13 protein-coding genes are annotated in these 10,662 nt (G+C 59.6%); 5 read left to right on the top strand and 8 right to left on the bottom strand.

Annotated elements, in window-relative coordinates; translation table 11 throughout:
* Positions 1-138 precede the first annotated feature (138 nt).
* The 3 genes from sphst_RS09725 (at position 139) to sphst_RS20460 (ending at position 5,315) form a co-directional block, all read left to right on the top strand.
* Positions 139-3,168, top strand: coding sequence for a LamG-like jellyroll fold domain-containing protein (locus sphst_RS09725; RefSeq protein ID WP_031394160.1), 3,030 nt, complete (start codon positions 139-141; stop codon positions 3,166-3,168).
* 296 nt (positions 3,169-3,464) lie between these two features.
* A complete protein-coding gene (locus tag sphst_RS09720) occupies positions 3,465-4,805 on the top strand; it encodes a cellulase family glycosylhydrolase (RefSeq protein ID WP_107045465.1) in 1,341 nt (446 codons plus the stop codon).
* 357 nt (positions 4,806-5,162) lie between these two features.
* Complete coding sequence (locus sphst_RS20460; protein ID WP_159043568.1) at positions 5,163-5,315, top strand: hypothetical protein; 153 nt, start codon at positions 5,163-5,165, stop codon at positions 5,313-5,315.
* A gap of 240 nt (positions 5,316-5,555) precedes the next feature.
* On the opposite strand, the gene sphst_RS20455 is transcribed toward sphst_RS20460, so the two are convergent.
* The 4 genes from sphst_RS20455 to sphst_RS09700 all read right to left on the bottom strand — a co-directional run bounded on the left by sphst_RS20455 (position 5,556) and on the right by sphst_RS09700 (position 7,304).
* Entirely contained in the window at positions 5,556-6,155 is a 600-nt protein-coding gene (locus sphst_RS20455; RefSeq protein ID WP_159043567.1) for a hypothetical protein, read from the bottom strand.
* Positions 6,156-6,592: 437 nt separating this feature from the next.
* A complete protein-coding gene (locus sphst_RS09710; protein ID WP_159043566.1) occupies positions 6,593-6,748 on the bottom strand; it encodes a hypothetical protein in 156 nt (51 codons plus the stop codon).
* A 50-nt stretch (positions 6,749-6,798) separates the two neighbouring features.
* Positions 6,799-7,005, bottom strand: a complete 207-nt coding sequence (locus tag sphst_RS09705; RefSeq protein WP_159043565.1) for a hypothetical protein — start codon at positions 7,003-7,005, stop codon at positions 6,799-6,801.
* Positions 7,006-7,007: 2 nt separating this feature from the next.
* Complete coding sequence (locus tag sphst_RS09700) at positions 7,008-7,304, bottom strand: hypothetical protein (RefSeq protein WP_031396222.1); 297 nt, start codon at positions 7,302-7,304, stop codon at positions 7,008-7,010.
* 45 nt (positions 7,305-7,349) lie between these two features.
* Between sphst_RS09700 and sphst_RS09695 the strand changes: the two genes are divergently transcribed.
* Both sphst_RS09695 and sphst_RS09690 read left to right on the top strand, forming a co-directional pair.
* On the top strand, positions 7,350-7,766 hold the full coding sequence (locus sphst_RS09695) for an HIRAN domain-containing protein (protein ID WP_107045463.1): 417 nt from the start codon (positions 7,350-7,352) through the stop codon (positions 7,764-7,766).
* A gap of 29 nt (positions 7,767-7,795) precedes the next feature.
* Positions 7,796-8,236, top strand: coding sequence for a hypothetical protein (locus sphst_RS09690; protein ID WP_031394204.1), 441 nt, complete (start codon positions 7,796-7,798; stop codon positions 8,234-8,236).
* Between the two features lie 42 nt (positions 8,237-8,278).
* On the opposite strand, the gene sphst_RS09685 is transcribed toward sphst_RS09690, so the two are convergent.
* The 4 genes from sphst_RS09685 to sphst_RS09675 form a co-directional block, all read right to left on the bottom strand.
* Complete coding sequence (locus tag sphst_RS09685) at positions 8,279-8,509, bottom strand: hypothetical protein (RefSeq protein WP_031394205.1); 231 nt, start codon at positions 8,507-8,509, stop codon at positions 8,279-8,281.
* Between the two features lie 865 nt (positions 8,510-9,374).
* Complete coding sequence (locus tag sphst_RS20450; protein WP_159043564.1) at positions 9,375-9,530, bottom strand: hypothetical protein; 156 nt, start codon at positions 9,528-9,530, stop codon at positions 9,375-9,377.
* Between the two features lie 73 nt (positions 9,531-9,603).
* The gene (locus sphst_RS09680) at positions 9,604-9,843 is read right to left on the bottom strand and encodes a hypothetical protein (protein WP_442800391.1); all 240 of its coding nucleotides are present in this window, start codon (positions 9,841-9,843) and stop codon (positions 9,604-9,606) included.
* A 395-nt stretch (positions 9,844-10,238) separates the two neighbouring features.
* Positions 10,239-10,553, bottom strand: coding sequence for a hypothetical protein (locus tag sphst_RS09675; protein ID WP_107045462.1), 315 nt, complete (start codon positions 10,551-10,553; stop codon positions 10,239-10,241).
* Positions 10,554-10,662 lie beyond the last annotated feature (109 nt).

Here is a 10,662-nt window from a genome sequence, read left to right as displayed (position 1 = left end):
GGGTTCGCTGCGCGACGCGCGCGCCGACCTAGCACTCTGCGACGTGCGCCGCGGCCTCGCCGTCGACGCCTGGCCGCGCTGACACCCCGCTTTGCTGATGAACGACCAACCCGCTTCCCTGAATAGGAGTGTCCACGCATGGCCGTGCTGACGTATATCCCGAACAACGCGTCCGCACGCGACTGGCGCGACACGGTGAACGCACTGATCAAGCGTGTTGACGCTCTTGACGCGGCTGGCATCCCGGTGGCGACTCCCGCGCCAGCATTCACGACGCAGCCGAGCATCAGTCCGACCAGCGGCACCGCCGGTTCGACGGTGTACGCCGCGACACCAGGCACCGTCAGCAACGGCTCGGTCGTATCTCGTGCCTGGCTGCTGAATGGTGTCGCCATCAGCAACGGCGTGACGGCCGTGCCGGCGTCGTCCGGCACGCTTACCTATCAGGAGACGGCGTCCGGCCCCGGCGGCACAACGACGTCGACGGTCCAGGTGGCGGCTGTGACTGCGGCCGCAACCGCACCAACGCCGGCACCGTCCTTCACCTCGCAGCCCAGTATCAGCCCGAACAGCGGCACTGCAGGCGCGACGACATTCGCCGCGACCGGGGGCAACGTCAGCAATGGCTCGATCACGTCACGATCCTGGACGATCAACGGGACGGTGATCAGCACCGGCCTGACGGCGTCTCCGGCATCGTCAGGCACTTTGACCTATCAGGAGGCAGCAACCGGACCAGGCGGCACCGCGCAGTCGACGGTGCAGCAGGTGACCGTCGCGAGCGCGGCCGCGGCAGCGCCGGCCTTCACGTCGCAGCCGACGGTCAGCCCTTCGACTGGCACGGCTGGGACGACGACCTACACAGCAACGCCCGGCGCCGTGTCGAACGGTTTGATCACGTCTCGCGCATGGGCGCTCAACGGCTCGACGATCAGCACGGGGCTAACCACGGCCCCCGCTTCTGCTGGCACGTTGACGTATCAGGAGTTCGCATCCGGGAACGGTGGCACGGCTCAGTCCACGGTGGCGTCCGTTACGGTCTCGGCCGCGGCCAACGGCACCGACTTCACCATGACGCAGCTCGCTGCGCCAAACCGCATCTATCAGCGTCAGACTGTTACCGGGGGCGGTCAGGGCAAGGGTGTCGGTACGATCCCGGTACCGGTCAACGTCAGTGCGCTTGGGACGCCGCGCTTCCGCATCCGCGCCTCTGACGGCACGATCCTGCAGGCGAATACGGCACTTCCCGCCTTTACCGCCACGGGTACTCAGACCCTCCAAGTCACCGGGGTCGATGCTCGCCTTGGCTGGTTCTATGTCGACCTGTCGGTCGATGGCACGACCTGGCAGAACGGCACCGTACTGGTCGGCATGGGCAGCCTCACTGCCGTATCCGGTCAGTCGCTTGCTACCCGCATGTTTACCGCGCGCGACAGCCAGGCAACCGTCACGATCGCATCGACCGGCGTTTCGATCCCGGCCAATACGTCGTGCTTCGCCCAAGCGCTTGAGCCAACCGCAACGGCTGCGGCGCTGCCAAGTTGGGGCCTGATCGCGGAAGGCACAGGACCATACAACAGTGCCTTCGCGGCGGAATATCTCGGCAACCGTATTGCCGCTACCGGGGTCAATTGCGCACTCGTGGGCTATGCTCGCGGTTCGCAGTCGATCACGCGGTTCGTTCCCGGCGGTGCGGACAGCGCTGGCCTGCGCGCGGCGCTCGATGCGGTAGGCGGTTTCGAAACCTTCATCTGGATGCAGGGGCACACCGACAGCCTCGCCGGCATGTCGAGCGCCACGTATCAGGGGCACCTTTCGTCCCTGTTCACGGATATGACTGCACGCAACGCAATCCGCGGCTCGAACTATAACAAGCTGCTCGGTACCATTCCGAACATCACCAGCACTGCATGGGGAACGCCCGCGCAGATCCTGACGATCCGTAGTGCGGCATCGGCTTGGGCTGCTGCCAATGGTGGGGTCAGGATCAACGCGCAGGATATCGAATTGTATGATGGCGTGCATCAGTCGCAAGCCGGTTCCGCGCGCCTTGCAGACCACTTCTACCGTGCCTCACGTCCTGGGATCGGCCTCCCCGGCGATGATAGCGGTCCGTCGCTGGCGTCTGGTGCACGCGCGGCAGGCGCGGTTGATATCGTTCTGCCCGTCACTTACCCGACCGGTGCAACCGCGCTCGTTTCGGTCGGTACGCCCGCCAATCGCTTCTCGGTGTTCAACAGCGGATCGATGACATCGCCTCTCGCGCTCGACTCGACGACGCCTATCACGATCGGAAGCAGTTCGATTACGCTTCGCCTCGCTGCGGCACCCGCCGATACCCAGGCACTCGATGTCTATGCGTTTGCGCCGATTGATGCCGCTAACGGCCAGAGCAACGCGGTCTATGATAACCACACGGACGGCGATGGCATTACACGCGGTCGTCAGCTCATGGCGACGCTATCGCCTGTCGTCGTCGCGGCGCCGGGCGGTGGCGGCGGCACGCCTATCAAGGTCGGGCCGGATCTGACGGTAACCGGGACGCCCGTCTATCAGGCGGGTCGGACCAACTTCGGACAAGAGCGCACCGCGGCAGGTTACGGGCGAGCTGCTTCGGGTACCGGCATTGACGTTTTGATCGCAACCCAAACGTGGACGATGGAGTGCGTCATCGCGCTCGACACCGGGCCGACTGCCGTCAAAGTCGTGGGTGGTATTTCAAAACGCGGTTGGATCGGAGTCGCAGCTGGCGGCAAACTGGTTGCCAATTATCAGAGCACCGCTTCTACCAATGGTGACGTGTATATGAACGGCACGTCTCCAACTGGCGACGGTACGAATCCTATTATCACTGATGGAGCCCGCCATCATGTAGCGTTGGTGGTAACCCCAAGTGGCGGTTCGCTATATGTCGATGGTATCCTGATTGGGACATCGGCAACGGCACCTTCTACCACCGTCGGCAACAGCGTGTTCAATCTCGGCGCGTACCAAAACAACGCTTCGTTCGTCTTCCCGGGTTCGATTGATGAATTTGCCGTTTGGACAGTCGCCAAATACACCGCCGCCTTTACGCCGCGAACCAGCCCTCTCGTTGGCAATGAAGCGGGTCTTTCCGCGCTCTACCATCTCGACGGTGACATGAATGCGGCGACGTACATCGCCTGACCTTGATCGGCGGCGATACGCTTAAGGCGCCGCCCGTCCGCCTCCGCACTGCCAGCATAGATTCTCTTCGCCAAGCACCACGTCAGGAGCGTCGATGTCATCGAATGCAGCGCCGCACCCGACGCAAAGTCCGGCCGCTTGGCGCTGCTCTCGTAAGGCGGCATCAGCCTTAAGCTTAGCGGAAAGCGCACGGAACGGCAGGGTTAGTGCCTGAAGGAAACTGTTCATCAGCCTGCGTAACATTCGCTCGTTGTAATGCAACTTGACCCAATCCAACACGAAAGAAGGTGATTCCCATGCGTGATATTATGCGCCGTCTCCTCTTAATTGGCCTCGCGCTTGTTGCCGTTCCGGCAACCGCGCAGACCGAACACATCGTCACCGGCGCCAGCCCGCCCGCGCGGATCTCGGTCTGCCCCGGGGACACGCTGGTCCTGAAGAAACAGATGGGGCGAGATCTGCTCGCCGACGGTACGCGCGCCGCTGGGTGGCCCGTCTGGAACGATCGCAGCCGGTCGAATGCGGCCGGCAACGGCTTCGAGATAATCGGTGCAACCAAGCTGCGTTTTGTCGGAAACGTCCAGGGCAAGGGCTGGGTCTATGCCCCGGTCGACGCGCGACCTTGCGCGACACCTGCTGCACCGGTGGCAGTTGCGGCCCCCGCAGCACCCGCTCGGCCCGCAGCACCCGCAAACCATACCGCGCGCGTCGACCCGCTGTTCGGCGCGAACCTGTCGGGCGCCGAGGCCAGCGGCGGCGACGCGATTCGACCGGCGCTCGATGACTGGAAAGGATATATCGAGCGGTACGGTTTCAAGCTGATCCGCTACCCGTTCAAGGATGACCGGATGACGCCGGCGCGCATCGCCGAGCTCAAGGTCAACGTCGCCTATGCGCGCAGCAAGGGCGTGCCGGTGATCCTGGACAACCATACCTACCGCTGGGATGCGCCGACCAAGGCGATCGCTTTCTGGACCGGCTTCGCACGCAATTTCCCCGATGACGGCTCTGTGATCCTTGACCTGGTCAATGAGCCCCGTGGCTTTGATGATCCGGTGCTGACGAACGACTGGATGCAATGGATCCGCGATTCCAAGATCATTATTGCTGGCCTTCGCGCCAACGGGATCAAGCATCCGATTGCTTTGGAATGGCCGCAGTGGTCGGCGACCTTCCGCTTCGACAAGAAAGAGGGAGCATGGAAGGCTTGCGAGAGCGCAGGTTGTGCGCTCGATCGTGATACCAACGGCCCCCTCGATCCGCTCAATCGCACCTACCTCAACGGCCATCGCTACTGGGATAAGGGATCCAGCGGCTCCAGCCAGTCGTGCGACATCACGTGGGGCGAGGGCAGCGGCCTCGACGACTTCGCCGCGCAGCTTCGTAGACGTGGCTTAAAGGGCATCATCACCGAGGCCGCATTCGGTGCGCACTTCGGCATTAAGGACAACTGTAAGACCATAGGCAAAAACGCCATTGCCGACATGAAGGCTAATGCTGACGTGCTTTACGGCATCACGTGGTGGGGCGGTGGTCGGGTTTGGCCGGAAAGCTATCTGTTCAAGATCGATGGCAAGAAGGCCACCCGCTACACGATGCCCCTTAATCCGTATCTGATGCAGCTGACGGGTCGCTGATCTAAAATAATTCAGCATGAAAGGAGGTGATGCCCATGACCGGGTACACCGAGTTTCGCCAGTCCGGCCCCTGCCTGATAGCATGGCAGGGGCCGACGCCCGTCGCGCAGATCGCGTGGGATGCCGCTGACAGCGGCTGGTACATCAACTTCTTATTCGTCGAGCAACCAAAGCTGCTCGCGCCGCTTCTGTCGAAATTCCGGAAGCTATGGCGCCGCAGCGGTCGCCCGACCCTCTCGTTTCACGCATCCCCCGATAATCAAGTCATCGGGAGGCTTATAGGAATCCTCGGAGCTGAGTGCTTCGGGGGCCTCTATACCATTGTCGACTTGGACCACCGAAGTAGGAAGAAGCACTATGAGCAAGACCGAGAACGCACGCTATAAGAAGCTCTCCGCCAAGGGTAAGACCGAGTACGGCCGCGACCGTGCGAAGGATGCTGACGTCAATGGCGGCACGTTCAACGCCACGCTCGCGAAGCTGCACGCGGGCTACTACGACGCGATGTGACTAATGCGCCCGGTTCGAAAGAGCCGGGCGTTTCACCGGAACAGCAGCGCCTCGTCCTCAGGCAGGTAGTGCTCTTCGGCCGGGTTCATTGATCGGATCGTCGTCGACCCTGCCGCGCCCGATGCAGCCGCCCGGGCCGCGCGAGCTCGGGTGCTTGTCAGGCCCTCCGGGCGCGCCGTCTCTATATGCATCCACGAAGCACCGCGCAGATGACCCTTTGGCTTTTTGAAATGGTAAAGTTCAAGCGACCGCAGTCTGAGGATATTTGCTACGGCGGCGGCTTGACCTGGCGACGCCGCCCAACATTCCGAATCCGATGAGCATGCTAACCCAAGTAGCCGTTTCGGGTGCCGATGAGGTGGGCTGAACTGAAAAGCTGGTCAATGAATAGTTATACACGCCGTCTGGGGCTTCGTAGTAGACATGACTGGTCATATATTTGTCATTATAAGAAGTCGGCAGATTTACCGAAGTTTTAGGATTGCCGCTTAATTGAGCACCTAACTCAAAATAGCCGCTTTCCTGCGATTGAGAGGCAACGTTCAAATATAGAAAATCACCAGATCTATAAGCCTGTATCAAGCTGTTTTCACCTAATGTAAAAGGATGAAGTAGCCCGTCCCATCCTATAATATTTAGTGATTTTAGTTGACCGGTATTGTAAATTTCAGTTTCAGTACCTTCCCACCACGATTCAACGCGAGTTGGAAGGCTATCCGAATCATACTCGAAGTTTCCCAATGTGGAGCCGTTGCCGAAGGCGACGACTATGTTCACAGCCATAGCGGGCTGGGCGAATAATAGGCTGATGAAGCCCGCCAACATTAAACGTATACGCATTTTTCTTCCCCCCCCGAATCTACAGTGGCTGTATTGGCGGGGAAGCAGCACTGCTTCCATGGAATACTGACAACACGATTGACCCAAATTGGCACCCACTGCGCATGATATGAAGGCGGCCTTAGCGCACGCTGAGTCATTGACAGCCGAGCCCATTGATCTCTCTGCCTGATCGACTGCCGTTTTTGGTATCGCGCTGGTATCGCTAATCGCCCTTACCCACGTTCACCCTCAGCGATACCGCTAATGGCCGCGTCGATACGCCAGCGGTGCGCCTAGCCTTGCGATGCCTCTGGTATCACTGCCTGAGCGCTGGCCGCTCGTCATGTTCTGGGAAGGTGCGCAGCAAGATAACGAGATAGACCGTAGCCAGAGCGTGACGGCCTCGTTTAACGGGATCGTGCGCCAGTTGCGCCGATCTGGCGCTTATTCCGAGATCAGCAATTCGCAGTAGGCCCGTAAGTGCCTTTGATAACATCGACTGCAGCGGCGATCCGGTACCAATCTTTTGCGACGACAGGATTGCCGATGGCAGCGACCATCTGATCGACGATATAATCTGGGGTATGTTCGCCGTGCTCGGCAAGGATCACGCAAGCCTGTATCCAGATCTCTCGATCTTGCATCGGCCTAGCGTGCACCATCAGCCAATTATGACCACGCTAAGTCGCTCCGTCGTGCCGTCCTGGAAGTGGATCACCACCCGGTCGGGAAGCACGTCAGCGCGCATCTTCAGTACGCGGCCACGCTCGCTGCGGACCTGGACGATCACGTCAGGTCCGAGGTCATGCTCGAATACGGCGACGTCCTTCGTCTTATCCGCGGCAATCGTATGAACGATCTTGCGCACGGTCACTTGTCGAGGTTACGTCGCTCTATCTCGGCGAGCAGTGCTTCAGCAGCCAAGCTGCCTGGTTCGCCATTAGTTTCTCTATAGGCCTTGATCAGGTCCTCATCCGTTGCCTCGGCGACCAGCACGCCAATCTGTTGCTGCATGTCGACGATTGCGACTGCCGACATTGGGTCTGCGCCCATCGATCCGACCGACATGTCGAGCATCGGGGTCGGCATGAGCGCGGCCGCATCCTGCGCAGCTATAAGCCGCTGCAATTCGGCTAGGAGGGATGAGGTGTTAAGGGGCTCGGACATATCTCAAGCCTAGGCGCGGCTAAGCGATTCGGGCAAATTATCTTCATGGACGAACTGACCACCTCCATTGTCGGTATCGACTTCCCGAACGAGGACAAGAGCAAGAGCAACCGGCATATGGAGTGTATGATCTGTGCGCCTGGGGACGCGGTCGAGCCGCGCCTCGAGCCGACCAACCCGTACGACGAGCACGCCGTTGCCATCTTCAGCGAGCGCGGCGTTCAGCTGAGCTATGTCAGCGCCGAACGCGCGCCGCTGATCGGCAAGCGAATGAAGGAAGGCGAAGCGATCGCGGTCTTCCAGGCTATGCACGGAAGCGGCGCCTACATCCGGATACGGTTCGGAGGCGGGGTGCCGACCCTGCCCGACCCGGTCCCCGATAATCCGAAGCGCCCGCCTCCCCGGCCGGCCCCGCCGGCGCAGCAACTGATCTCTGATCCCCACGCGTTCTATCCTTACTAAGGGAGGGGCAGAGTTTGGAGCGTGATCAAATGTCTCAAGCAGAGGGCTTGCTTATTATGGCTTCGAGCCATCTGACCGCGGCTGAACTAATCGTAGAAACCGAGGGCGATAGGGCATTTAACGGCCGAATGTCAGCCGCCCTGTTTCTCTTACTGGGCTTCGCCATGGAGCTGTCGCTCAAGGCGGCGTATTTACATCTCGGAGGACGAAAGCACGTCGCCAAGAATGAGATCGGCCATAGCTTAAAAAAGGCGCTCGCCGCCGCGAAGTCACAAGGATACCTCGCGAGCGACGAATTGACTTGGATAGCGGAAGCGCTTGAGAGGCCTCACCGCACCAATTACTTTCGATACCTAGATGGCCCCACCAACGTCGATATCCCAGAACCGGCAGTCGTGATTAGCGCTTTGAAGCCTGTGATTAGCGACGTAGCACGATTCGTATATCCGCACGCGACTTGGAATATTTGATCGGCTTATCCTATTGAGGAAGGAGCCCAGTAGGAAGCCTGATCAGCCCAACATATCCCGCTGGACCTCGTAGTCGGAGATGTGGAATCGCCGGCTGATGAACTCGATAAGCTGGTGACCTGCTTCGGTCGGCGCCACCTTGTGACCCTTACAGTTCTCACAATTGAAGCTTGCCCTCATTTGACCGGGTTGGGCTGGCGACGAATTTCCCGTTCCTCCGCACGCTCTGCAGGGTTCCTCAAGCTCCGGTAGACGATCGTTCTGGATGCTCATGTCGTAAGTCCTAACTAGCGCCATTTAGCCGAGACGCTTAGCACTTCAGGTCGCAAGGCGATCAGCATGCCGGTTCTCCCACCAGCAATCAGCGACCAATGGCTGCAGATCGTTCCAGGCATCGATCCACGGCAGCACGATGCTTGGCGAACCTGACGTGCCTAATATCGAAAAGGGCGCCGTTCTCACGACGCCCTCTCCGGACCGGCTTTCAGGTCTAGCGCTTTGGCAACCCTGTTACGTGATTGCCGCGCTTCCCGGTCTTAATCTCGGACACGCGGCCTGGATTGGTACCGTAGTCAGCGGCGATGTCATGCTGGATGTCGCCTGCACGCAGGCGAGCCCAGATGTCAGCGATCGCTGCATCGGACAGAGGGAAGCGTGAGCGGCGCGGTGGCCGTTGGGGTAAGTTCACCAAGGTCATGTTCCTTATTTGGCAAACGACCGGTCTTGACGGAGTCTTCCCGCTGTGGAAGACGTTGCCGCCTTCGAGGGGGTAGTTCCCGCTCTCGCGTACCGGACTAGAAGCCCGCGAGAGTTGCCCCCGATCAGAAACCCCGGCGCTGGCAGGCGCTGGGGTTTCGTCATTTCGGAACCAATCGAATCGACAACTAGCGCAAAGGCGATGATTCGCCAAGAGCCTTTGCCTGCTCTTTATCGATTGACTGTAGTGTTCGCACTGTCACTACTTTGGACGTTGCAATCCAGTTGCGGGAATGTTGCATAATCAGAACTGTATTCAGTTTGCCAACCACCGCAACGTTCGTAACGTAACTGCGGTCAACGCAATAGCGCGCAGACGATACGAATTTACCGCACTCATCATCGGACTTCGATCAAGACACCGCATTTGTGGTGTCGATGATCATGCGGCGCGATCGCGAGCGAGATTGGCCGCGGGCAGGGGTGCAAGCTTGATCTTCGCTGCAGCAATCTCAGCACGAAGCCGGGCGTTCTCGTTGGCATCCCTGGCCATCTGGTCGCGAGCGTGCTGGATATCGTAGCTGCCCAACGGGATCATCGATCGCGATCCGGTGATGGTATAATAAGAGAATTGGCACGGCCGGCGGAAACCGCGAGCCACATCGGAACCATCAACCGAAGTCGAAATCGATCGACTGATCATAGCGTTCGAACATTGCATCCAAAGCACAGTCCAACGCGGATCGCAGGGCAATCTTTTGTCCGCGCGGGCCAATCGGTAAAAAGATTATAGCGCCGCTTCGTTCCCATTCGCGCAGTTGGCATTGCGCAACGCCCGTGTAGGCGAGCGCCAACTCCCGCGACATGGCGGCAGGCCAGTTTGGCATGATCATGGCCTGCGCCTTTTTCACGACCATTCCAATCTATGGGAGCTCCGTTTAAGCCAAGTTGGTCAGCACGCCAGTCATAGGTTTCCGCTTCGGGTGCACTTACGAGTTTAAACAGAAGCCCCTCGGTAGCGTCCCGCCCATGCGGCACGGCCGCAGTCAAGTATCTATAGAAGCCTTGCGTGCTTTCAGCGCCCGCCGCTCAACGGCTTGTTTTTTCTGTTCCTCCGCTGCGGCTGACATAAGCATTTCGCCTGCACCGATCGCGTTAAGCAGATCGAGTTCGTGGTCCGCGAGACGGATACCTTTTCCCCTAACGCCTGCGCTGGCCCATCGCCGAGAGAGCGCGACTATGCTTCGCAACAGATCTTCCGGCACGTCACCATCGACCGGCGAAGGGGGATTTGTCACGGCAGCGATCAATTGTCGGAAGGGAGCAAGTCGGCAAGCGCTGTGCTTACGTCCGGCCAGTTAGAGTCGTATCTGCTGCAGTCGCCCGTGGGGTGTAGGACGAAACCATTTGGACTGGATGCTTCATCCCAGGGGCCATTCATCGTGATGGGCACGGCGCATCCATATTGATCAACGCCCCAAAGAACGACAGGTGCGCGCTCAAGCACCTGCTTCTTGCTGGCATAGACAATGAAGGTGCCCGGCTGTGCCGGATGGGTTGCGATGATCAATCCCTCAGTCGGGTCGATGTCGCCAGCACCGGATATCTTATAGCTGGTCATATGGCTTCTGATCCTGTCGGACGAATATGAGCTGACCTGCTCCCCAGAATTCATGCCATTGGTAAGTTAGCTCGTCAGATGGAGACGAGTGATGCGGCGAGGCCGATTT

The sequence above is a fragment of the Sphingomonas sp. STIS6.2 genome, assembly GCF_000732685.2.
GTDB classification, from domain to species: Bacteria; Pseudomonadota; Alphaproteobacteria; order Sphingomonadales; family Sphingomonadaceae; genus Sphingomonas; species Sphingomonas aerolata.
Note: the sequence above shows the minus strand (reverse complement) of the source record. Positions and strands in the feature narration are given on the sequence as shown.

Excerpts from the sequence above, each read along its gene's own strand:
- sphst_RS09720 (WP_107045465.1), top strand. The coding sequence starts at position 3,465 with ATGCGTGATATTATGCGCCGTCTCCTCTTAATTGGCCTCGCGCTTGTT.
- sphst_RS20460 (WP_159043568.1), top strand. The coding sequence starts at position 5,163 with ATGAGCAAGACCGAGAACGCACGCTATAAGAAGCTCTCCGCCAAGGGT.
- sphst_RS09675 (WP_107045462.1), bottom strand. The coding sequence starts at position 10,553 with ATGACCAGCTATAAGATATCCGGTGCTGGCGACATCGACCCGACTGAG.
- sphst_RS09690 (WP_031394204.1), top strand. The coding sequence starts at position 7,796 with ATGTCTCAAGCAGAGGGCTTGCTTATTATGGCTTCGAGCCATCTGACC.
- sphst_RS20455 (WP_159043567.1), bottom strand. The coding sequence starts at position 6,155 with ATGCGTATACGTTTAATGTTGGCGGGCTTCATCAGCCTATTATTCGCC.
- sphst_RS09685 (WP_031394205.1), bottom strand. The coding sequence starts at position 8,509 with ATGAGCATCCAGAACGATCGTCTACCGGAGCTTGAGGAACCCTGCAGA.
- sphst_RS09695 (WP_107045463.1), top strand. The coding sequence starts at position 7,350 with ATGGACGAACTGACCACCTCCATTGTCGGTATCGACTTCCCGAACGAG.
- sphst_RS09725 (WP_031394160.1), top strand. The coding sequence starts at position 139 with ATGGCCGTGCTGACGTATATCCCGAACAACGCGTCCGCACGCGACTGG.
- sphst_RS20450 (WP_159043564.1), bottom strand. The coding sequence starts at position 9,530 with ATGATCCCGTTGGGCAGCTACGATATCCAGCACGCTCGCGACCAGATG.
- sphst_RS09700 (WP_031396222.1), bottom strand. The coding sequence starts at position 7,304 with ATGTCCGAGCCCCTTAACACCTCATCCCTCCTAGCCGAATTGCAGCGG.